This is a genomic window from Phascolarctobacterium sp., assembly GCF_045124115.1.
Taxonomy (GTDB): Bacteria; Bacillota; Negativicutes; order Acidaminococcales; family Acidaminococcaceae; genus Phascolarctobacterium_A.
Genome location: NZ_JBGVLF010000047.1, coordinates 111,980 through 135,077 on the forward strand (window position 1 = coordinate 111,980; position 23,098 = coordinate 135,077).

Annotated in this window: 22 protein-coding genes; 20 read left to right on the plus strand and 2 right to left on the minus strand. The window is 48.4% G+C overall.

Annotated features, from left to right (window positions below):
• Positions 1-10: 10 nt before the first annotated feature.
• The 20 genes from ACJMM4_RS07365 to ACJMM4_RS07460 all read left to right on the plus strand — a co-directional run bounded on the left by ACJMM4_RS07365 (position 11) and on the right by ACJMM4_RS07460 (position 20,486).
• Positions 11-1,558 carry an AbgT family transporter gene (locus tag ACJMM4_RS07365; RefSeq protein WP_405380939.1) on the plus strand — a complete coding sequence of 516 codons (1,548 nt, stop codon included), beginning with the start codon at positions 11-13 and terminating at the stop codon, positions 1,556-1,558.
• 80 nt (positions 1,559-1,638) lie between these two features.
• Positions 1,639-1,995, plus strand: a complete 357-nt coding sequence (locus ACJMM4_RS07370) for a peptidase dimerization domain-containing protein (RefSeq protein ID WP_405383787.1) — start codon at positions 1,639-1,641, stop codon at positions 1,993-1,995.
• A gap of 1 nt (position 1,996) precedes the next feature.
• Positions 1,997-3,175, plus strand: a complete 1,179-nt coding sequence (locus ACJMM4_RS07375) for an amidohydrolase (protein ID WP_405383789.1) — start codon at positions 1,997-1,999, stop codon at positions 3,173-3,175.
• A gap of 7 nt (positions 3,176-3,182) precedes the next feature.
• The gene (locus ACJMM4_RS07380) at positions 3,183-4,184 is read left to right on the plus strand and encodes a type II asparaginase (protein ID WP_405383791.1); all 1,002 of its coding nucleotides are present in this window, start codon (positions 3,183-3,185) and stop codon (positions 4,182-4,184) included.
• A gap of 347 nt (positions 4,185-4,531) precedes the next feature.
• The gene (locus tag ACJMM4_RS07385; RefSeq protein WP_405380986.1) at positions 4,532-5,341 is read left to right on the plus strand and encodes a CoB--CoM heterodisulfide reductase iron-sulfur subunit B family protein; all 810 of its coding nucleotides are present in this window, start codon (positions 4,532-4,534) and stop codon (positions 5,339-5,341) included.
• Positions 5,328-5,717 carry a 4Fe-4S dicluster domain-containing protein gene (locus ACJMM4_RS07390; protein WP_405380949.1) on the plus strand — a complete coding sequence of 130 codons (390 nt, stop codon included), beginning with the start codon at positions 5,328-5,330 and terminating at the stop codon, positions 5,715-5,717. Before ACJMM4_RS07385 ends, ACJMM4_RS07390 begins: the two co-directional genes overlap by 14 nt.
• Before the next feature lie 11 nt (positions 5,718-5,728).
• Positions 5,729-7,717, plus strand: coding sequence for a 4Fe-4S binding protein (locus tag ACJMM4_RS07395; RefSeq protein WP_405380951.1), 1,989 nt, complete (start codon positions 5,729-5,731; stop codon positions 7,715-7,717).
• On the plus strand, positions 7,711-8,151 hold the full coding sequence (locus ACJMM4_RS07400; protein ID WP_405380953.1) for a hydrogenase iron-sulfur subunit: 441 nt from the start codon (positions 7,711-7,713) through the stop codon (positions 8,149-8,151). Before ACJMM4_RS07395 ends, ACJMM4_RS07400 begins: the two co-directional genes overlap by 7 nt.
• Positions 8,139-9,119 carry a 4Fe-4S dicluster domain-containing protein gene (locus tag ACJMM4_RS07405; RefSeq protein WP_405380955.1) on the plus strand — a complete coding sequence of 327 codons (981 nt, stop codon included), beginning with the start codon at positions 8,139-8,141 and terminating at the stop codon, positions 9,117-9,119. Before ACJMM4_RS07400 ends, ACJMM4_RS07405 begins: the two co-directional genes overlap by 13 nt.
• Positions 9,119-10,153: a 4Fe-4S dicluster domain-containing protein gene (locus ACJMM4_RS07410; RefSeq protein WP_405380957.1), complete on the plus strand. Its 1,035-nt coding sequence runs from the start codon at positions 9,119-9,121 to the stop codon at positions 10,151-10,153. The genes ACJMM4_RS07405 and ACJMM4_RS07410 overlap by 1 nt, the downstream gene beginning before the upstream one ends.
• A complete protein-coding gene (locus ACJMM4_RS07415) occupies positions 10,146-10,982 on the plus strand; it encodes an FAD/NAD(P)-binding protein (RefSeq protein WP_405380960.1) in 837 nt (278 codons plus the stop codon). Before ACJMM4_RS07410 ends, ACJMM4_RS07415 begins: the two co-directional genes overlap by 8 nt.
• A 73-nt stretch (positions 10,983-11,055) precedes the next feature.
• Positions 11,056-11,730 carry a 4Fe-4S dicluster domain-containing protein gene (locus tag ACJMM4_RS07420; RefSeq protein ID WP_405380962.1) on the plus strand — a complete coding sequence of 225 codons (675 nt, stop codon included), beginning with the start codon at positions 11,056-11,058 and terminating at the stop codon, positions 11,728-11,730.
• Between the two features lie 10 nt (positions 11,731-11,740).
• Positions 11,741-13,351: an FAD-dependent oxidoreductase gene (locus tag ACJMM4_RS07425; protein ID WP_405380964.1), complete on the plus strand. Its 1,611-nt coding sequence runs from the start codon at positions 11,741-11,743 to the stop codon at positions 13,349-13,351.
• Positions 13,352-13,436: 85 nt separating this feature from the next.
• A complete protein-coding gene (locus ACJMM4_RS07430) occupies positions 13,437-13,976 on the plus strand; it encodes a ribonuclease domain-containing protein (RefSeq protein WP_405380966.1) in 540 nt (179 codons plus the stop codon).
• Between the two features lie 13 nt (positions 13,977-13,989).
• Complete coding sequence (locus ACJMM4_RS07435) at positions 13,990-14,259, plus strand: barstar family protein (protein WP_405380969.1); 270 nt, start codon at positions 13,990-13,992, stop codon at positions 14,257-14,259.
• A 29-nt stretch (positions 14,260-14,288) separates the two neighbouring features.
• Positions 14,289-15,047 carry an ABC transporter permease gene (locus ACJMM4_RS07440; RefSeq protein WP_405380972.1) on the plus strand — a complete coding sequence of 253 codons (759 nt, stop codon included), beginning with the start codon at positions 14,289-14,291 and terminating at the stop codon, positions 15,045-15,047.
• Positions 15,048-15,058: 11 nt separating this feature from the next.
• Positions 15,059-15,757, plus strand: coding sequence for an ABC transporter ATP-binding protein (locus tag ACJMM4_RS07445; protein WP_405383793.1), 699 nt, complete (start codon positions 15,059-15,061; stop codon positions 15,755-15,757).
• A 39-nt stretch (positions 15,758-15,796) separates the two neighbouring features.
• Positions 15,797-16,759, plus strand: coding sequence for an ABC transporter substrate-binding protein (locus tag ACJMM4_RS07450; RefSeq protein ID WP_405380976.1), 963 nt, complete (start codon positions 15,797-15,799; stop codon positions 16,757-16,759).
• Positions 16,760-17,097: 338 nt separating this feature from the next.
• On the plus strand, positions 17,098-18,984 hold the full coding sequence (locus ACJMM4_RS07455) for an ABC-F family ATP-binding cassette domain-containing protein (protein WP_405383795.1): 1,887 nt from the start codon (positions 17,098-17,100) through the stop codon (positions 18,982-18,984).
• A gap of 155 nt (positions 18,985-19,139) precedes the next feature.
• On the plus strand, positions 19,140-20,486 hold the full coding sequence (locus tag ACJMM4_RS07460) for an MATE family efflux transporter (RefSeq protein ID WP_405383797.1): 1,347 nt from the start codon (positions 19,140-19,142) through the stop codon (positions 20,484-20,486).
• A gap of 61 nt (positions 20,487-20,547) precedes the next feature.
• Here ACJMM4_RS07460 and ACJMM4_RS07465 read toward each other — a convergent pair whose 3' ends face one another.
• Both ACJMM4_RS07465 and ACJMM4_RS07470 read right to left on the minus strand, forming a co-directional pair.
• Positions 20,548-21,429, minus strand: coding sequence for an Rpn family recombination-promoting nuclease/putative transposase (locus ACJMM4_RS07465; RefSeq protein WP_405383799.1), 882 nt, complete (start codon positions 21,427-21,429; stop codon positions 20,548-20,550).
• Positions 21,430-22,039: 610 nt separating this feature from the next.
• Positions 22,040-23,098, minus strand: a 1,059-nt coding sequence (locus ACJMM4_RS07470; RefSeq protein WP_405383801.1) for a hypothetical protein, incomplete at its 5' end; no start/stop codon positions are given.

Consider the following 23,098-nt stretch of genomic DNA (forward strand, 5'->3'; position numbering starts at 1 on the left):
AGGCGTGTTTATGGAAAAAGAAAAACAACAACAACGGGGCTTTTTAGATAAGCTCATGGACTTTGTAGAGCGCATTGGTAACGCTCTGCCGGATCCTGTAACTCTATTCGTTATTTTGGCTGTTATCGTTTTGGCGTTGTCCGCTATTTTCGGCAGCATGGGCGTTAGTGCTGTACATCCCGGTACCGGCAAAACCATCAGCGTAGTCAACATCCTGACGAAAGACGGTTTCCGCCAAATGTACAGCAAGGCTGTAAGCAACTTCACTAACTTTGCTCCCTTGGGCATGGTATTGGTGTGCGTAATCGGTGCGGCTGCCGCAGAAAAGAGCGGTTTCTTGGTTGCATTGATGCAAAAGGTTATGCGTGGTGCTAAATCCTGGCTGGTAACTTTTGCTATTATGTTTGTTGCTATTAACACCAACGTTGCCGGTGATGCAGGCTTCATCGTTATGCCGCCTCTGGCTGCAGTAATTTACATGGGCATTGGCCGTTCTCCCGTGCTGGGCATGTTCGTAGCTTATGCCGGTGCAGCTGCAGGCTTCTGCGCTAACATTATGCTGGGTATGTCCGATGCTTTGGCATACGGCTTCACTGAAGCTGCTGCCAAGATGATCAACCCTGCTTACCAACAAAGCATGGCTGTTAACTGGTACTTCCTCATTGTTTCCTGCGCAACTTTGTCCATCGCAGGTACTTTGCTGGTAGAAAAATTCTTGATTAAACGTTTCCCTTGCACCAAGGAAGACTTGGCAAAATACGATTTCGACAGCGATTCTACCGAACTGACCCCTGCGCAACACAGAGGTATTAAATGGGCGCTGATGGGTTTGGCTGCTTATGCAGTAATTCTGGTTGCTATGTGCGTAGGCGACGATCCGCTGCTGGCAGACCCTAAAACTCATTCCATTATGGCTCCTGCTGCTCCCTTCATGAGCGGTATCATCCTGACAGTTGCTTTAGCTTTGCTGGTTGTAGGTGCGTTCTACGGCTTTGGCAGTGGCAAATATAAGAACGATAAGGATTTGTTCGCAGACATCGTACTGGGCTTTAAAGATATGGCAAGCTACATCCTGCTGTGCTTCTTCATCGCTCAATTCACCAGCTACTTTGCATGGTCCAACTTGGGTATGGTTTTGGCTATTAAAGGTGCGCAATTCCTGCAGGCTGCTAACTTTACCGGTGCTCCGCTGTTGATTGGTTTGGTTGTCGTATCCTGCTTCATCAACATCTTCATCGGCTCCGCTTCTGCAAAATGGGCGATTTTGGCACCTATTTTCGTGCCTATGCTGATGATCATGGGTTATGACCCTGCAGTTACCCAAGTTGCATATCGTATTGGCGACTCCATCACCAATCCTCTGTCCCCGCTGTTCTACTACAGCCCTGTAATCTTGGGTTACTTGAGACGTTATGCTCCGGAAGCTGGTTTGGGTACTTTGATCGCTAACATGGTTCCTTATTCTGTAACCTTTACGCTGGTATGGATTATCCAATTGTTGATTTGGGTATTCTTGGATCTGCCTCTGGGACCCGGCGGCGGTATCTTCTTGAAATAAGTTAAAATTTATATGGTATAATGTAATGAAGCAGCTTGTTTGGCAGGCTGCTTCATTCGTGCGTTAAAATGGAGGTAAAAATGCTCTGTCAAAAAATCGATATTATTGTACATGGCTGTTCTGCCCATGGCTCCCAACCACATTTAGGTCATGATGCTATTGTAGCAGCCAGCGCTTTTGTAATGAACAGCCAATGTTTGGCTAGCCGTGTAACCGATCCTCTACAGGATATGGTGCTGACTTTTAACAAGGTAGCAGCAGGCAGCCAATTTAATATTATTACTGATACTGCTGTGTTAAGCGGTGCTTTGGGTTATAATACTGTGGAACATGGTGCGTTGCTGCGCAAGGCACTGGAAAAGATTTTGCGTAACACTGTGGCTATGCTGGACTGCACTGCCGAGATTACCTTTGGGGAAGTAGAGGAGAGAGCGTAAGATGGAGTTTAAAGAGAAAGCATTACAACAGGCAGATTACGTAGTGGGCTGCCGTCGTTGGTTCCATGCTCATCCTGAGCTGGGTACTAAGGAATATGAAACCACTGCTTTTATTAAAAAAGAATTGGAAGCTATGGGGGTAGAGGTACAGACCTTTGCCGATATCACCGGCTGCATTGGCACTATTAAAGGCGCACATCCCGGCAGGACCGTCATGCTACGTGCTGATATTGATGCACTGCCCATTCAAGAGTTGAACGAGTGCTCCTACGTTTCCCAAACTCCCGGCGTGATGCACGCCTGTGGGCACGACTGCCATGCTGCTATGCTTTTGGGTGCTGCGAAAATGTTGGTGGCAGCTAAAGAGGAAATTCACGGTACTGTAAAGCTACTGTTCCAAATGGCGGAGGAAATCGGTACGGAATCCCGCCATTATGTGGAAAAAGGCTGTCTTGACGACGTGGACGCTTTAATGGGCATGCACGTATGGGCCATGGTGGACAGCGGTACTGCTAACTTTGAAGATGGTCCCCGTATGGCTTGCAGCGACCGTTTTATTGTGAAAATTAAAGGTCAGGACGCTGCTTGGAACGAGCCCCACAAAGGTGCAGATGCTTTGGTAGGTGCCGCTGCGGCAGTAGTTGCTTTGCAGGGCATTGTCAACCGCATTAACGCTCCTGATAATGCTTTGGTAGTTACTGTAGGCATGATGAACGGTGCTGCTGCTGAAGAGCGTTTGGCTACTGAGGTAGAGCTGGTAGGTACTGTGCGTACTTTTGCTAAAGATTTCCGTAAGCAAATGCCTGAAATTATTAAGAAGGTTGCTACTGATGCTGCAGCAGCTTATGGTTGCACTGTGGAAAGCCAATATATTTTCGGCCCCAGCCCGCTGATTAACGAACATACAGAATTAAACGAAATTGCCCGCGGTGCGGCAGTGAAGGTTTTAGGCGAAGGCTGCCTGGCTAGCTTGAACAAGATGACCGGTGCGGAAGACTTTTCCGTATTAGCGGAAAAAGTGCCTGCAGTTTACGGTTATTTGGGCATTCGCAATGCTGCCAAAGGCATTGAAAGTACCCACCATCATCCTTTGTTCCAAGTGGATGAGGAACAATTACAGTATGGCGCAGGCATTTACGCTCAATTTGCCCTGGATTATTTAGATAAACATAAAGCGTAGGTGGAACATGGAAGCTAAATCCTTAAAACATATTGTGATTTTGGCTACAGGCGGTACTATTGCCGGGAAAGCAGGCAGTGCCCTGCAGATGACAGGCTATCAAGCAGGTGCTTTTAGCGTGCAGGATTTGTTGGACAGCGTTCCTGGGTTGGACGCTCATGCTAAAATCAGCGGCGAGCAACTGTGCAATATTGGCAGCCAGGATATGCAGGATGCTATTATTCTGCAGATGGCGCAGCGTTGCAACGAACTTTTGGCACAGAATGATGTGGACGGCATTGTTATTACCCACGGCACGGACACTATGGAAGAAAGCGCTTATTTCCTTAACCTAACTGTAAAAAGCTCAAAGCCTGTGGTTATGGTTGGCGCTATGCGTCCTGCTACTGCCATGAGCGCGGATGGTCCTTTGAATCTGCTTAATGCTGTCAAGGTAGCGGCAGAAGACGCTAGCGTAGGCAAGGGCGTCCTGCTAGTAATGAATGACTGTATTTACGGCGGTAGGGATGTGACTAAGACTAATACTACCAACGTAGCTACTTTCCATGCTACCAATGGTGGTGCTTTGGGTTATATCACCGGGGGCAAGGTGCAGTATTATTACGCACCCTTGCGTCTGCATACAGTGGCGACGGAGTTCGACGTTGCAGGGGTGACGCAACTGCCTAGGGTAGATATTTTGTATTCCCATGCCAATGATGATGGCATTTTAGCTGAGGCTGCGGTAGCAGCAGGCGCCCAAGGCATTGTTTACGCAGGCAGCGGTATGGGCAGCCTGCACGCAGGCTGTGAAGCTGCTTTGGCAGCCGCTATCGCCAAGGGTGTGGCTGTGGTGCGCAGCAGTAGGACCGGCAGCGGCGTAGTAGTAGAAAGCAAAAAAGCTTGGACAGAGATGGGCATTTTGGACGGGGATAATTTAAATCCGCAAAAGGCGCGCATTCTCCTGCAGTTGGCTTTGTGTGTTACTAAGGACCGCGACGCAATCCGTGAAATTTTTGGCAAATATTAAAAATTAGTTATGAGGTTGTAGTATATTTGTCATATTGCTATATCCAGACTCACTCGCTATTTTGACGCTCGTTTCGTACAGAATCACGACGAAGATTCGCGGCTGATCTTGTTCGTATAACAAGTTACTTTATGGTTCGCTTCACTTCTGTGATTCTAAGTACTCATGAGCTAAAATAGCTAATGGTTCGTCTATGGATATAGCAATATGGACAAGTGTTGCAGCCTCATTTTCTTTTGTAAAAATTTTTCTACCTCTAGCAGTAATTTTGCATTAAGTGTAGAATATAACAAGGATAGATAATTAGGTGAAGGTTGTTTTATGCCTCAAATTAAGGAGGGACAATGATGATTTATAATTACTACCCCGGCTGTACGCTTTCTACGAAAGCGAAAAAGCTGGACGCAGCTGCCCGCAAAGCAGCAGAGGCCCTTGGCTTTCCCTTGGTGGAACTGCCTGAATGGCAATGCTGCGGTGCTGTGTATCCCATGGCTCCGGACGCTATTGCGGAGCGCTTGAGCGCGGTGCGTGCCTTGGCTGCTGCTAAAGCTAATGGCGGAGTGCTGGTTACTTTGTGCAGTGCCTGCCACCATGTACTGAAGCGTGTGAACCACGATATGCAGACTAATGAGGAAATCCGCAATAAGGTAAACAATTACCTGCAGCTGGACGAGCCTTATGCAGGGGAAACAACGGTGCTTCATTATTTAGAGGTGCTTCGTGACCATATCGGTTGGGAAAAAGTTGCTCAAGCAGTGACGAATCCCTTAAAGGGGTCTGCCGTAGGCGCCTACTACGGTTGCATGCTACTTCGTCCGGGACAAGTCATGGCCATGGATGACCCGGAACGTCCACGTATTATGGAGGACTTTATTAAAGCTATTGGTGCTACCCCTGTGGAATATAGTCTGCGTAATGAATGTTGTGCAGGCTATTTGACAGTGACGGACAGCACCCTGCCCCAAACTTTGGCAGGGGAGATTAAAGCTAATGCTCAAAGCCTGGGCGCAGAAAAACTGGTTACTGCCTGCCCCCTGTGTGCCTATAATTTGGTAGCCAATGACAAGACCACAAAGCTGCCTGTCCTGTACTTTACTGAATTACTAGCGGAAGCGTTGGGCGTTGCTGAAGGAGGTGCTGCAGATGGAGCTGAGTAAGAAGGAAATGGCGGAGCAGCTCCTGTCCTTAGCTGCAACTGATGTGAAACGCTGCGTGCAATGCGGTCGCTGCAGCGCAACCTGTCCTGCAGGCTTTAAGATGGATTTGCTGCCCAGCCGTATGGTGTGGGAGCTTGTCAATGGTAATGCCGATGTCATGCTGGAGGCAAAATCTCCTTGGAGCTGCATGAGCTGCATGGCCTGCGAAGAACGCTGTCCTCGTGGCGTAAGTCCTGCCAGAGTAATGGAGGCAGTGCGTTTGCTGGCTATTCGTCAGCAGGGCGGCAACCGCTTGGCTGCGGAAAATCTAGAGAATTATCCTAAGGATATGCCCCAACAGGCTTTGGTGGCAGCCTTTAGGAAATACAATAAATAGGAGGTATCCTCGTGCAAAAAATAGGTGTTTTTGTATGTTGGTGTGGCAGCAATATCGCCGGCACGGTGGATGTTGCCGCAGTGGCGGAGGCAGTGCGTTCCATTCCCGACGTTGCCTATGCTACTGATTATAAGTATATGTGCTCGGAGCAGGGCCAGGAGCTCATCCGCAATGCGGTAAAGGAATATGGCTTGGACCGCATTGTAGTGTGCAGCTGCAGTCCTCGTATGCACGAGGCCACCTTCCGCAAATGCGCGGAGGGATGCGGCATCAATCCCTATATGGTAGAAATTGCCAATATCCGTGAGCAGTGCTCCTGGGTATTGAAAGATAAGGAAGAAGCTACTGCTAAAGCGATTAAGTTGGCCAAGGCAGCTGTTGCCAAGGTACGCTTTAACAGTCCTCTCCATGAGGGACAAAGCGATGTAGTGAAGCGTGCCTTGGTTATTGGCGGTGGTATTGCCGGCATCCAGACTGCTTTGGATATTGCAGAAGCAGGCTACAAGGTAGATATTGTGGAAAAGGAGCCTACCATTGGTGGTCGTATGGCGCAGTTGGATAAAACCTTCCCCACTTTGGACTGCAGTGCCTGCATTCTGACGCCTAAAATGGTGGATGCTGCTTCCCATGAAAATATCACGCTCTATACCTATAGCGAAGTAGAAAATGTAAGCGGTTATGTGGGTAATTTTGATGTAACCATCCGCAAAAAAGCACGCAGTGTTAAAGCCGACATGTGCAGCGGTTGCGGTCTGTGTACGGAAAAATGCCCGTCCCGCAAAACTCCCAGTGAGTTTGATATGCAATTAAAAAATAGGGGAGCAATCTACATTCCCTTTGCCCAGGCCATTCCCAAGGTGCCCGTTATCGACCGTGATGCCTGCATCAAGTTCAAAACCGGCAAATGCGGTATCTGCTCTATGGTTTGTCCCTGTGAGGCTATTGATTATACCCAACAGGATGAACTGGTAAGCGAAAAATACGGTGCCATAGTTTTGGCAACTGGCTTTGAAATGCTGCCCTTGGACAAATTTGCCGACCTTGGTTGGGGCGTAAGCAAGGACGTAATTTCTTCCCTGCAGTTGGAGCGTCTGACCAACGCTGCCGGTCCTACGGAGGGTCATCTGGTGTGTCCTTCCACCGGTAAGGAGCCTAAGAGCGTTGTTATCGTTTCCTGCGTTGGTTCCCGTGATACTACGGAGCGTGGCAAAACCTACTGCAGCAAGATTTGTTGTATGTATAACGCTAAGCACGCCATGTACATCCGAGAAAAATATCCTGATGTAGATGTAACCGTTTTCTATATTGATGTACGTACTCCCGGCAAGGGCTTTGACGAATTCCAACGTCGTGCGGTGGAGGAATATGGCGTTCATTATATCCGCGGTCAAGTGGGCAAGATGGCAGTGGATGGCGATGGCAAGCTGACAGTTTTCGCCAGCGATTTGAACAGCGGTAAGCATTTGATGCTGTTCCCCGATATGGTAGTGTTGGCTGCTGCTGTGAAACCTTCTCCCGATGCCCGCAAATTGGCAACAATGCTGACTGCCAGCATTGATAACGATGACTTCTACGTAGAGGCCCATCCCAAACTGCGTCCGGTGGAAAGCCCCACTGCAGGTGTTTTCCTGTCCGGTATGTGCCAAGGGCCCAAGGATATTCCTGAAACTGTTTCCCAAGCAGGTGCTGCTGCAGCCAAGGTTATCGGCCTTTTGGCTAAGGATCATCTGCAGACTAATCCCTGTACTGCCATGTGCCACGAAAATATTTGCAGCGGTTGCAAGACCTGCGCTAATGTGTGCCCTTACGGCGCTATTTCCTATGAAGAAAAGCAGGTTATTACTTTAACCGGTACTCGTGAAATGCGCACAGTGGCAGTGGTTAACAACGCTCTGTGCCAAGGCTGCGGTGCCTGCACTGTTGCTTGCCCTAGCACGGCTATGGATTTACAGGGCTTTACTAATGAACAAATTTTGGCAGAGGTGGATGCGCTATGCTAGAAAATAACAACGCCTACGAACCGAAAATTGTGGCCTTTTGCTGCAATTGGTGCAGCTACGCCGGTGCCGATGGCGCAGGCACTGCCCGCAAGCAGTATCCGGCCAATATTAAGATTATCAAGGTTCCCTGTTCCTGCAGGGTTAACCCCTTATTCATCCTGCGTGCTTTCGCCCGCGGTGCCGACGGTGTTATCCTGTGCGGCTGCCATCCCGGCGATTGCCATTACACAACGGGTAACTACTTTACCCGTCGCCGCATGACCCTGCTTTTAGGTATGCTCAACTATTTGGGCGTAGCAGGGAACCGCTTTAGAGTGGAATGGGTCAGCGCAGCAGAGGGCGCACGCTTTGCCCAGGTAATGAATGATTTTGCGGAGCATATTGCTTCCTTAGGAGAAAATGTAAAGTTGAGGGATTTGCGATGCGCGAAATAGAAAAGCTGATGCAGCAAAAGGCTGCAGATTTGCTGGCAGGTGGTACTGTGGACAGGGTCTTGGCTTGGCGCAAGGGCGAATTCTTCTATGATAACGCTCCTGCTGTATTTGCTAAGGCAGAGGACTGTGCAGAAATTGTCTATAACGAATTCTGTCCTGCTAATCTGTGCAAGTACCTGATGGATACCAGCCGTAAAGGTCTTAAAACCGCTGTGTTCCTCAAACCCTGCGACACCTATGGTGTAAACCAATTGCTAAAGGACAACCGCATTAAGCGTGAGCTGTTTTACGCAGTGGGAACTCCCTGCAGCGGTATGGTGGATATAAAGAAGATTAAGGCAGCAGGCGCTAAGGCCATCGTCAAGGTGGAATGCCATGGTGACGAAGTTGTTGTTACTACTGCTTTGGGCACTGTAACTTTGGCTAAAAAAGATGTGCTGTTGGATAAGTGCATAATGTGCAAGGGCAACGAATATAAGATTGCTGATGAAGAAATCGGCGAGCCTTTGGCAACCCCTGTATTCGAAGGGGATAAGTTCGCAGGAGTCAAAGCTATTGAAGCCATGAGTCCGGAAGAACGCTTTGCTTTTTGGCAGCAGGAGCTGAGCAAATGTATTCGCTGCAATGCCTGCCGGGATATTTGTCCTGCCTGCAGTTGTGAGCAATGTATCTTTGATCATCCCCAGTCCCCGGTAGCAGGCAAGGCCTATGCGGATCCGGTGGAGGAACAGCTCTTCCACATTATCCGTGCCTACCATGTGGCCGGTCGTTGCGTGGGCTGTGGTGAATGTGCCCGTGTATGCCCCCAAGGGGTAAAGCTGGGTCTGTTGAATATGAAGTTTATGAAGGATATCAACACCTTCTTTGGTCCCTATCAGGCAGGCGCTGATGCAACTACGCCTGCGCCCCAGGTGGACTATAAATTAAACGACCATGAAGTGGATATTGCAGTGGGAGGTGGCAAATAATGTATAAGATTAGCAAAGCTAATTTGCCCAAGCTGTACGCTGCTTTAGCTGCAGAAGCAAAGCTGCTGCTTCCCTGCAAAAATAAAGCAGGCAAGGTGGATTTTGCTCCCTATGGTGATGGAGTAGAGGTTGCCCTGGAGGCTCCTCTTACTGCTCGCTCTGCCAAGGACGTTTTCTTTCCCCAGGTAGAAAATCTGCTGGCCTTTAAGGTTGAAGGCAAAAATCTGGCTATTGAGCAAACCATGCCCAGTGATGAAGCTGTTATCGTGATGGGTGTGCGTGCCTGCGATGCCCGCAGCTTTGGCATTTTGGACAAGGTGTTTTTGGCAGACCCTGTGGATTCCTATTATAAGGCTCGCCGTAAAAACACCCTGCTCATCGGCATGGGCTGCAGTGCTCCCGAAGAAACCTGCTTCTGCCATGCTTTCGGCATTGACGCTGCTGCACCTGAAACCGACGTGCAGACTTGGCTGGTGGACAGCGATTTGTATTGGCAGGCAGTGACTGCTAAAGGCGAAGAACTGACTGCTAAACTGGGCGCTATTTTGGAAGAAACGGGCAATACTGCGGTAGAAGAACAAAAGGCAGTGACCGAAAAGATTTTAGGCGCTCTGCCTTTGGCTGATTTTAAATTTGATGCTGATTTGTCCAAGGATGAATTGGCAGTATTCAACAGCAAGGTGTGGGAAGAAATCTCCCCTGCCTGCCTCAGCTGCTGCACCTGTACCTATGTGTGTCCCACCTGTCATTGCTATGATATCCGTGATTATAAAGTGGACGAAAACCACACCCAACGTTTCCGTTGCTGGGATAGCTGCATGGCTAGCGATTTTACCAAGATGGCTCACGGCAATCCTCGCAAAACTCGTTTGGAACGCTTCCGCCAACGCTATATGCACAAGCTGGTGTACTTCCCTGCCAACCATGAGGGCGAATTTGCCTGCGTTGGCTGCGGTCGCTGCTTGCAAAAGTGTCCGGTAAATTTGAATATCGTCAAGGTGGCGAAGGCATTGGAGGTGAAGAAGGATGTGTAATTGCCGTGATACTCTGATTCCCCAAATCGGTGTGATTACTGATATTTGCGAGGAAACAGCGGATGTAAAAACCTTTAGGGTGGAGGCATTGAACGGTGGCAAGCTTTTTGAGCACATGCCCGGCCAATGCGCCATTCTTTCCGTTCCCGGTAAGGGCGAGGCTATTTTCTCCATTACCTCCTCTCCTACCAATACAAAATACATGGAATTCAGCATTAAACGCTGTGGCTCCATTACTGATTTTCTCCACTTCCAAGTGGAGGTTGGTCAGCAGATTGCAGTCCGTGGGCCTTACGGCAACCATTTCCCTGTTGAGGATAAACTGAAGGGGAAGGATTTACTCTTTATTGCCGGCGGTATCGGCCTGGCGCCCCTGCGCAGCGTTATTAACTATATGCTGGACAAGCGCAGTGATTACGGCACCATTGATATTGTGTACGGCGCTCGCAGCAAGGAAGACTTCGTCCGTTACGAAGAGCTGACCCAGGTGTGGCCGACACAGGCAGATACCAAAGTGCATCTGACCATTGACAGACCTCAAGAAGGTTGGGACGGCAATGTTGGCTTTGTGCCTGCCTTCCTCAAAGATTTGCAGTTCACCCCGGACAAGACGGTGCTCCTGTGCGGTCCGCCGATTATGATCAAGCTGTGTTTGGCTGCCCTCATTGAAATGGGCTTCAAAAAAGAGCAGGTATATACCACGCTGGAACTGCGCATGAAATGTGGCGTTGGCAAATGCGGTCGCTGCAATATCGGCAAAAAGTATGTCTGCAAGGATGGCCCCGTCTTTACCTGTGATGAGTTGGACGAGATGCCGGACGAGTATTAAAAATCTTCCCTGTCAGTAAGCTGGCTTTTTCCTAAGGGAAAATGTAGGGATAATATAGAAGCGAGGAATAAATATGGAAGAAATGGTAACAGTATACCTTTTGGGTAAGAAATATTCCGTGCCTGCCACCTTGACAATTATGGATGCTATGGAATATGCATGTTTCAAGCTGATTCGTGGCTGTGGCTGCCGTAGCGGTTTCTGCGGTGCCTGTGCCGTTATTTACCGCCTTAAAGGCAGCACGGAGCTAAAGGTTGTGCTTTCCTGCCAAACCAAGGTAGAAGACGGTATGTGCGTGGGCAAGATTGATTCCTTCCCCATTAATAAGCGCACCTTTAATATTGACGAAATTAAAGCAGATGACAATATTGTTGGTCAGCTGTATCCGGAAATTTATAGCTGCATTGGCTGCAATGCCTGCACCAAGGGCTGTCCTCAGGGCCTCAACGTTATGCAGTACATTGCTTATGCTCAACGTGGCGAATACGAAAAGGCTGCTCATGCTTCCTTTGACTGCGTAGGCTGCAATATTTGCGCTTCCCGTTGTCCTGCGCAAATCAGCCACAGTGCTGTTGGACTGCTCTGCCGCCGTCTGACCGGTAAATACATCGCTCCCAAGTGCGAGCATTTGGCAAAGCGTGTTGCTGAAATCGAAAACGGCGACTATGTAACCTTAATTGAAAAGTTGAAGAAAATGCCCCTTGACGAAATCAAGGATCTGTATAATAAACGGGATATTGAGAAATAGGAGGCGGACCATGAGCGCATTTACTGAAGAAATGTTAAAATCTATGGCCAAGGTGGAGGCCACTCGCGCATCCCGCCTGCATGCCTCCATTGAACGCTTTAGTGCGGAAGAAAAAGATGCCCTGCTGCAGGAGTTCCATCCTGACTATAGCGCTAAAGGCTTTAAGGTATTGGAAGTTGGCCCCAACAAAGGTCAAAAGGTGCCTGTAGAACTGGCAGCCCTCTTGGAAGGCAAAAGCCGTTTGGAAGGCGTAAAGGTTGATTTGGAGCGCATTGACTACGATGTGGACGTATTGGTAATCGGTGGCGGTGGCGCAGGTGCCAGCGCAGCTTTGGAGGCTGCCAATGCAGGTGCCAAGGTTTTGGTTGTAACCAAACTGCGCATGGGCGATGCTAACACTATGATGGCAGAGGGCGGCATTCAAGCTGCTGATAAAGGCAACGATTCCCCTGCAACCCACTTTTTGGATGCTTTCGGCGGCGGCCACTACAAAAACATTCCCGAACTGCTGGAAAAATTGGTAACGGACGGTCCATTAGCAATTGACTGGCTGAGCAAGCTGGGCGTTATGTTCGATAAGGAGCAGGACGGCACTATGGTTACTACCCATGGTGGCGGTACTAGCCGTAAGCGTATGCATGCCTGCGCCGACTATACCGGTGCGGAGATTATGCGTGTGCTGCGTGATGAAGTAGTAAACCGTGGTATTCCTGTATTGGAGTTCGCTCCTGCAATTGAACTGATTCTGGATGAGAAAGGTCATTGCGCAGGTGCTGTGCTGCTGGACTATGATAGCAACGAGCTGAAAGTTGTTCGTGCTAAGACTGTAATTATGGCAACCGGTGGTGCAGGTCGTCTCCATTACCAAGGCTTCCCCACCTCCAACCATTATGGCGCAACTGCGGATGGTCTGGTAATGGCCTACCGTGCAGGTGCTCCCCTGATTTATGCGGATGCTATCCAATACCATCCCACCGGTGTTGCTTATCCGGCACAGATTTATGGTGCGTTGGTAACAGAAAAAGTTCGCTCCATTGGTGCCCAGCTGGTTAACGCTGATGGCGAAATCTTCATGCATCCTTTGGAAACTCGTGACGTAGCTGCAGCTTCCATCATCCGCGAGTGCACTGCCCGTGGCAAAGGCGTAAAAGCTTTGGATGGTGTGGCACTGTGGCTGGATACGCCGTTGATTGAAATGCTCCACGGCGAAGGCACTATTGCTAAGCGTATTCCCGGTATGCTGCGCATGTACTTGAAATTTGGTATTGACTTGCGCAAGGAGCCTATTTTGATTTATCCCACTTTGCACTATCAAAATGGCGGCATCCTGATTGATGAAGAAGCACAAACCAAGCTGCCCGGTCTGTTTGTAGCAGGCGAGGCAGTGGGCGGCATCCATGGCACCAACCGTTTGATGGGCAACAGCCTGTTGGATATCATTGTTTTTGGTCGTATTGCCGGCACCAAGGCTGCGGAAGTTGCTAAGGCAACCACTCTTGGCAAGCTGAACTTGGATCATGTGGCTGCTTATGCTAAAGAGGAAAAAGAAGCAGGACTTGCTGCAGAGGAGCTTTCTCCTAAGCTGCTGCCTGTGTACACCCACGGTAGGGATGCAAGATAACTAGCAAGAGGTCGGAACGCTATTGTTCCGGCCTCTTTTGTGTTATAATTACATATATAAATTGCGTTTCAAGGAGGTCGTTCCCATGAAAAAAATTATGGCGCTGGTGCTGGCGTTAGTGTTCTGTTTCAGTGTTTTGGCAGGGTGCGGAAGTAGCAAGAAAGCGGAAAACGGTACTACGAAAACTGTAACAACTACTACCACTACAAGCAACGCTAAAACCATTCAGCCTGACAAGAGCCAAAAGGCGGATGCTAATTACAAAGCCAATAGCGGCAAGCTGCAGATTAGCGAAAGCAAAGCTTATTCCGATAAGGAACACGTAGCTGCGTATATTAACGAGTTTGCTAAACTGCCTCACAACTACATTACTAAGAACCAAGCTAAAAAGCTAGGCTGGCAGACCAAGGGCACATTGGACAAGGTTGCTCCGGGCAAATCCATTGGAGGCGACCGTTACGGCAACTACGAAGGCAAGCTGCCTAAGAAAAACGGACGCACTTGGACGGAATGTGATATTGATTACGTAAAGGGCAATCGTAATGCTAAGCGTATCGTCTTTTCTAATGATGGCTTGATTTACTATACAGGCGACCATTATAAGACTTTCACACGCTTATACTAAAGGAGGCAGGAAGATGCGTAAAATTGTTTTAGAATTAGAAAAGATGCACAGCCTGCCAGCGTTGCACAAATATCTGCATGTGGCTTTAGCGTTGCCTGAATATTATGGAGCTAATTTGGATGCGCTCCATGACTGTTTGACGGATATAGCAGAGCCTACGGAGCTTGTTGTGCCTGCTGCTGTAGCAGACGAAGCTAACTTAGGTTGGTATGGGCAGCAGCTTTTGGCAATGCTGCAGGATGCAGCAGCAGAAAACGAAGCTTTAACAGTAACGATAAAATAATCTTTATGGAGAAGGAAGGAGGCACAAGGGTGAGCAAAAAGATTGCACGAGGACTGCTTCTGCCGCTGCTGCTATTGGCGGCGTGGCAATTGGTAACGGCGCAAGGGGTATTTAGCGCCTACTTGCTGCCCGGTCCTGCCCAAGTTTGGGCGTCCTTCCTAGAGTTATGGCAGAACGGTATGCTGATGCAGCATTTGGCAGTGAGCTTGAAACGTGTCTTTACGGGGTTCGTCATTAGCTGCTGCTTGGCAGTTCCTTTGGGTATTCTCTGCGGGCAGAGCAGACGCTTTGACCAATATTGCTGGCTGCTCTTAGAGTTCCTCCGCCACGTACCGCCTTTAGCGGCAGTGCCTCTCATCATCCTGTGGGCAGGCATTGGGGAAGCCTCCAAGCTGGTGATTATTGTTCTTGCTTCCTTTTTCCCATTATTCCTCAATACTTATAGCGGCATCCATAGCTGCGATAAGCGTTTGCTGGAAGTGGGACGTAGTTTGGGGTTTACCTTGCGGGAGCAGATCTTGCAAATCCGCATTCCTGCAGCCTTGGAGGCCATTGTAGTAGGTATGCAGCTAGCGTTAGGCTATAGTTGGCGCGCCCTCATTGGTGCGGAGCTGATTGCGGCTTCTGCAGGCATTGGCTATTTGATTCTGGATGCGGAGGAAATGTCCCGCCCTGATGTGGTTATTGTGGGTATGCTTGCCATTGGTATTATTGGCACGTTGATTGACTATGTCTTTATGATCATTATTAAGCGTTTGTTCCCGTGGCATGGGACGACGCAGCAGTAGGGAGGTGCCTTGTGGAAGCATGGAGTTTAAATGTGCAGGGCATCTGTAAAGCTTATGGTAGCAAGGTTGCCTTGGCGCCCACTACGGAGCAGTTCCCTGAGCACAGCTTTACCTGTATTGTAGGGCGCAGTGGTTGTGGCAAGACTACGCTGTTACGCCTGCTAGGCGGACTGGAGGCTACGGATGCAGGCAGTATCGCTCTGCCTGCGGGATTGCGTGTTGCGCCTGTGTTTCAAGAGCCGCGGTTGATGCCTTGGCTGAACGTGGCGGAAAACATTACCTTTGCTGCCCGCCATAATAAAAGTTTGGACAAGGGGCGTTTACCTGAGCTGTTGCGCCTGCTAGAGTTAGAAGGGGCGGAACACCTTTATCCTAAGCAGCTTTCCGGCGGGATGGCGCAGCGGGTATCCTTGGGGCGTACGCTGTTTTATAATCCTGATATTATCCTGATGGATGAACCATTTAGCGCGCTAGACTATTTTACGCGGCAGGGCTTGCAGCAAACGCTGCTGCGGTTATATGCGGAAGAACGCAAAACGATAATTTTTGTTACTCATGATGTAGAGGAAGCCTTGCTTTTAGGCGACAGGGTCCTTATAATGAATAATGGCGGAGTTTGTTACACTCTGCCCGTAGAGCTGCCAAGGCCGCGGCAGGCAGCTACTGCGGAGTTTCAACAGTTGCGGCAAACAATATTAAACAGACTGTAGTTAATGCGACTGCGACTGCAGGTGAAGGGAGTTTTGAAGATGAACAAAAAACTTATCGCCTTAGGTTTAAGTGTACTTACTGCACTCACTTTGTTAAGTGGCTGCGGAGGCGAGAAAAAGGCGGCAGTGCCCGCCAAAAATGATTTAAAGGTGACTTATGTAAAGTCTCCTTTGAACATTCCCAGTATTGTAGACAAGCATAACCAGACTTTGGTCAAAGAGTTTGGCAAGGATAAGGTTACTGTAACCTTTCCAGAAATCAATTCCGGTGCTAAGCAGACGGAAGCACTGGCAAGCGGCAGCTTGGATGTGTGCAGCGCTTTAGGCGGCACTAGCGCTATTTTGGCAGCTTCTAATGGTGTGGATGTCAAGGTAGTGGGCATTTTCAGCCGTGCACCTAAAGCTTTCAATATTATGGTGAAGGACCCTGCCATTAAATCTGCAGCAGATTTGCAGGGCAAAAAGGTTGCAGGCCCCAAAGGTACTATTCTGCACCAAATTTTAGTGGCAGCCTTGGATAAAGCAAACTTGAAGCCTACGGATGTCAACTTTGTTTCCTTGGGCATTCCTGCCAGCGTTAACGCCCTCATGAGCGGCGAAGTTGATGCAGCCTTGGTTGCAGGCAGCGATGTGCTCCGTGCGCAAAAGGCAGGGGCGAAAGTCCTGTGCAATGGCGAAGGCTTGGTAGATGCTACCATCGTTATCGGTGTCAGCGGTAAAATGCTGAAGGAACACCCGGAGATGGTGAAGAAGTATCTGGCAGTGCATCAGCAAAATATTGATTTCATGAATAAAGAAACTGAGAAAGCTTATGGCTTTACTGCACAGGAAACAGGTCTGACCATTGACGAGGTAAAAGCTATGGCGCCTTGGTACGACTTTACTACTAAGATTACTGATGCAGATATCAAAGATTTGGAAGCAACTCAGGACTTCCTGTTGAAGATGGGCATGCAGAAGAATAAGATCAAGATTAAGGATATTATTGCGGAGGTCAAATAACTTTTTAATTCCCTCGGCTCTCCCTAGGGAGAGCTGTCAACGAGCTGCGTAGCAGTGAAGTTGACTGAGAGGGGCTTGCGTGTACGAGGCTGGGGCATATATAGTCATGTCATCATATCCCGACTCACGTGCGATTTCTTAACGCTCATTTCGTGCAGAATCACAACGAAGATTCGCGGCCAATCTTGTTCGCAAAACAAGTTATTATTCGGTTCGCTTCACTTCGGTGATTCTAAGCACTTATGAGCTAAAATCGCAATGATTCGTCTAGGGATATGGCGACAATGACTGGTTTTGTTCCAGCTTTAACTTTTACATATATACAAGGAGATACAACAATGATACTCAGTGCGGAAAATTTGGCATTTAGTTATGGTGAACGTACTCTTTTCGAGGGCGTTACCTTCAATGTGGAGGAAGGAGATAAATATGGCATTATCGGTGTCAACGGCACGGGCAAAAGTACCCTGCTGCGAATGATTGCTAAACGTGACGCCGGCGGAGGCAAGCTGACCATTCCCGGTAATGTGGTAATGGAATATCTGCCTCAAGATCCTCCCTACGAAGCAGATGCCACCGTACTGGAGCAAATCTTTAAGGGGGATTCTCCTTTAATGGTGCTGTTGCGCCAATACGAGTTGGCAGTGGAACAAGCTGCCAATAACCCTGATGATGCTAAGGCGCAGAAGGAACTGCTGGATTTGCAGCAGGAGATGGATGATAATTATGCATGGCAGTTGGAAAGCGAAGCCAAGGCGGTGCTGACACAATTGGGCATTACCCGTCTGCAGCAAAAGATGGGCGAGTTGAGCGGCGGTCAACGGAAACGTGTGGCTTTGGCAGGGGTGCTGGTGCGTCCTTCCGACCTTTTGATTTTGGACGAACCCACTAACCACATGGATAACGCCACTGTAGGTTGGCTGGAACAGCAGTTGATGAAACGCAAGGGCGCTTTGCTCATGGTTACCCATGACCGCTATTTCTTCGACCGCGTAGTAAACCGTACTTTGGAAATTGATGGCGGCAAGGGCTATGTCTACGTGGGCAACTACAGCTTGTTCCTGCAGAAGCGTGAAGAACGCCGTATTGCCGAAGCCAGTGCTGCCAAAAAGCTGCGCAATATCTATCGTCGCGAGCTGGCGTGGATTAGTCGCGGTGCGGAAGCACGTCGTACTAAGAAAAAGGACCGCGTAGAGCGTTTTGCTCAAATCGAAGCGGAAGTAAAGAATGTCAAAACCCAAAGCAGTTTGGAAATGTCTTCTGTAAGCAGTCGTTTAGGCAAGACGGTTATCGAACTGGAAAATATTTCCATGCGTTATGATAATATCGACTATATTAAGGATTTTAGCTATATCCTTTTGCGTAACGACCGTTTGGGTATTGTGGGCCCCAATGGCGCAGGTAAGTCCACGCTGATGGATATTATTGCCGGCCGCTGTGTACCTACCGGCGGTAAATTAACTGTAGGGCAGACTGTTAAGATTGGCTATTTTGCTCAGCACAGCGAGTTCCCTGACAGCAATATGCGTGTGTTGGAGTATATCAAAGAGGCGAACAATTATATTGAAACGGCGGACGGACAGCGTATTAGCGCTGCCCAAATGTTGGAGCGCTTCCTGTTCCCGCCGGAGTTGCAATGGGTGCCTGTGAACAAGCTTAGTGGCGGCGAGCAGCGGCGTCTCTATTTGCTCAGAGTACTGATGACGGCGCCCAACGTGCTGCTTTTGGACGAACCTACTAATGATCTGGATATACCTACTTTGTCCGTGCTGGAAGATTATCTAGATACTTTTGCAGGAGCAGTTATTGCTGTTTCCCATGACCGTTATTTCTTAGACCGTTTTGCCCAACGTATTTTTGCTTTGGAAGCAGATGGCCATGTGCAGCCTTATAATGGCGGCTACACAGATTATTTGGAAGCAGTGCAGGAAAAACAGCAGGAGGAAAGCGTCAAGGTGAAGGCTGCGGCGAAGGTGGCTGCACCTGTGGCTGCGCCTAAACAGGAAAAGAAAAAGCTGACCTATGGTCAGCGGTTGGAATTGCAAAAGTTGGAGCAGGAAATGGGGCGCAGCGAAGCGGAGCTTAAGATGTTGGGTTACGAAATTAATCAGTGCGGCAGTAATTATGGCAAATTGGCGGAGCTTACCCGCAAGCAGGAAGAAGTACAAGCGCGCCTTGACGCTATGGAAGAGCGCTGGTTGGAACTTTCCGAAATAGAGGAGTGAATACATTCCCTCTCAGTCAACTGCGCCTCTATGAGGCTTGTTGACAGCTCTCCCTAAGGGCGAGCCAAGAAAGGGTGTGCTTACGCTAACAACTTGGCTCTCCTTGGGGAGAGCTGGCGCGAAGCGTCTGAGAGGGGATTTTAGGGAGAAGTGTTATGCTGAAAGTTTTAGACACACGTTACCGGGACAAGCTGCAGCGTTTGTTGAGCGTGATGCTGCCCATAATGGCTACACAGATGGCTATTATGGGGATGGCGTTTTTTGACGCCAGTATGTCCGGTCAGGCGGGCAACAGCGATTTGGCTGGCGCCGCCATTGGCGGCAATATCTGGATGCCTATTCAGACAGGCATCAGCGGCGTATTGATGGCTGCTATGCCCATGGTCGCCAATCTGTACGGCGCGGGGGAGAAAGAAAAAATAACTAAGGTAGTACGCCACGGTTTGGCGTTGGCAGTGGCTTTTGGCCTGTTGGTACTTATTTGCGGTGCGGCATTTTTGCCCCGTTTTTTAGATAACATGGGCTTGGCGCCGGAAGTAAACCGCATTGCTCTATGGTACATGGCAGGCATGGGTTTGGGTGTCATTCCTTTCTTTATGATTACACCTTTGCGCAGCTTGGTCGATACATTGGGCTACACCAACTTGACCATGAAGATTTATTTGTTGGCGCTGCCCATTAACGCCTTTTTAAACTATGTGCTGATTTTTGGCAAGTTGGGCATGCCGCGCCTTGGTGGCGTGGGCGCAGGTGTGGCGTCAGGGCTGACTTTTTGCTTACTGCTTGCCATTTATGCGTGGTGCATTACGCGCTTGGAGCCTTTCAAGAGCTATCATATTTTAGGGTGGCTTAACCCTAGGTGGCAGCAGTTGAAGGAGTATCTGCGTATCGGTATTCCCATGGGTGTTTCCATCTTTATGGAGACCAGTATTTTTGGCGTGGTAGCGCTCTTTGTGGCTAAATTTGGTACGGACGTTATTGCGGCACATCAAGCGGCGCTGAACTTTTCTTCGTTAGTGTATATGTTCCCGCTGAGTTTTTCTTTGGCATTGACTATTGTGGTCGGTGTGGAATATGGCGCGAAGAATTATCAAGGAGCCAAGGATTATGTGACCATTGGTTTGCAGACCAGTATTGGCATTGCAGGTTTCTATATGCTAGCGGAGTATTTGTTCCTAGAGCCTATTGCCTATATTTACACTACTAGCCCTCAGGTAGCAGTGCTGGCGCAGCATTTTTTGCTCTATGCTATTTTTTGGCAGGCTGGGGATGCGGTGGCTGCACCCATCCAAGGGATTCTGCGTGGCTACAAGGATGTGGATGCCACGTTTTGGGCAAGCATGCTAGCCTACTGGGGCATTTGCCTGCCCTTGGGCTTATATTTGGACTATAGCTTAGACCATGGTGCCTACGCTTATTGGCAAAGCCTCGTCATCGGCGTTATCAGTAGCGCTGTGCTGCTCAGTTGGCGTTTGAAGCGATTGCTGAAGAGAATAGGATGAATTTTTGCTAAGAAAACAAGAAAAGCAGCTTGCCGCAAGGCAGGCTGCTTTTGCATTATGCTTATAAGACTAAAGTGGTGTTAAGACTCTTGGCGATTTCTTCCAAGCGCTCCATGGACAGCTTGGTATATTTCATAATTTTGTTAGCTGGTTCACCGTCCTTAATCATATCGGTAGCGAAGGAATCGCGCTCCTCCGCACGACCTTTTTCATAGCTTCTAGCCTCTTTAATAGCCAAAACACTTCTCATATTGACGACCTCCTTACCTTTACATTCATTAATAGAGTACAAAAAATTTTCGTTCTTATCCACAACAGACATCAGCTTTAATGTTGCATCTACATGCTTAATATTGTAAGAGATTGGTGCGTATTCAACGCCTCTTTTCGCTTGCATGAAATAATCTACAAAAACCTTGTAGTCATTGTGAAATAATTCTAAATCTGTTTCCGTCATGCTAGCAATTTCAAAAACATTGATTGTGTAATCACTTACGTATTTTTTTAATGGTTTAATAATATTTAGGCGATCTACAAGATGCTTACTATAGTCCCATGCTTTAGTTCCGGTGTATAATACTAAAGTAATTACGGGATTACGCAATGATTCTTTGGGTAAATACGGCGTTTTCAATATCTGCTCCCTATAGCCTGCAGCATCATAAGCCATTACTCGTAGAGCCATATCGTAATCGACAACAGATTGGTTTTCCAAGCCCAATAAAGCGATGGAGACTCCGCCGTCCTTCCAATACTTTACTACATCGCGCTCCAATTCATGCAGCCTTCCGTTTTCAGCCTTATAGCTACTTTTTACAGAAGCATTGACTAAAGATTCGGGTTTAACAATCTGCTTGCCTTTGAAAAGCAGGGCGTTAACTATATCAGCAAAAACGTCATTGTAATCTTGAAGAATTTTCTCAGCAATATCTTTATCTGCCATTAAATCTCAACTCCTTTACGTTTAGATTTAGGGATGAGACCATAGCAGTACAAAAATATAATTTTACGCATAGTACGGCACATCCCTTGAAAATGATGTGGGAGTGCGTACTACTATGCGGTGGAACTTCCCAAGGACTACCGCAATGTCGGCAGCATGTGCGTTGCTTACACCGCTGCGTCAAACCGTAAAATTTCTTTGATGATGATACCTGCCTTTATAATGAGATGGTCGTAGTGCAACATTTCTACTAACTATATTATAGCACGAACGCAGGGAGAAGTAGTTAAAATTTATTGAAACGGACTATAAATATAGTAAAGGAAAATCCCCTCTCAGTCAGCGTCGCTATGCTCCGCTGACAGCTCTCCCCAGGGAGAGCCAAGGGAGTAAAGCGAATGCTAACCTTCTCGGCTCTCCTTGGGGAGAGCTGCCGGAGCAGCCTGGGCGTAGCACAGGCGTAGCGAAGGCTGAGAGGGGATTATGTAAGCTTTCTTCGCCTCAGCGATGCTCGCTTCGCTCGCATTCTATCGCACAAACAACACAAAAAACGGGACTGCTTGCGCAGTCCCGTTAATTTTTAGCTTATTAAGTTGAGCTAAGAGTGGAATTAGAAAGTGAATACTACTTGAGACCAGATAGCGCTGTCGTCTTTCTTGTCGTCGGTTTTACCTTCCAGATCCATGTATTCAACTTGAGCAACGATGTTCTTAGCCAATGCATAGTTTACGCCAGCTTTCCAGCCTTCGAAACCGCCTTTTTCTTGTTGCATCTTGTTAGCAAAGCCAGAAGCCCAACCGTTAGCAATCATAGTGGATGCAGCCATATCGTAGTAGGTTGCATATACGCCCCAGCTACCGGGTTTGGAAGCTTTAGCACCTTTGTAGGTCAAGCCAGCGTACCAACCGTCATCTTCACCTTTAGCGTTTTCCAAATCGCCTTTCAGGTAAGCAGCTTTGATGCCTAAATCTTTGCTCAGTTTGTAGTCAGCAGCAACAGCCCAAATGTTATTGTCTTCAAAAGTACCTTTAGCCATCATTTGGTCTTTTACATCCACGTAAACAGCTTCTAAGCCGATACCAGCAACTTTACCGCTCAGAGAAGCTGCATAATATTTTTCACCGAGAGAATGATTAGCTCCGGAAATGCCGTCATCGCTAGCCAATTTACCGCCTTCAACAGCCAGTTTTACATCTTTACCATAAGCAACTTTAACGCGGTCAGCACGATTGCTCAGGATTTCGCCACCGAGGATGGAAGCATTGTTACGGCCAGCTTCAACTTTCAAACCGCCAATTTTACCGTTTACAAATGCACGTTGGAATTTGGTGGTTTCATCGCCAGCATCGTTCAGCAAATCTTGTTCATTTTGAATCATACCGGTGTAGGACCAATCTTCGTTGATTTGACCATTCATCCAAATACGGGTACGCAGTTTGGAGGATTCAGCACGGGTATCATCATCATAGCTTTCATAGTGAGCACGGATTTCGCCAGTGATTTTAACGTTGTCAGCTTTCTTTTCCAAGTTAGCTACGCGAACGCCCAGGTTGTCCAGTTCGTCAGCGAATTCAGCAGCCAGTTTGTCAACGTTAGCGCCTTTAGCCATAGCTTTAGCAACGATTTGAGCCATTTCATAACGGGTCATCAGTTTGTCGCCGCCGAAGGT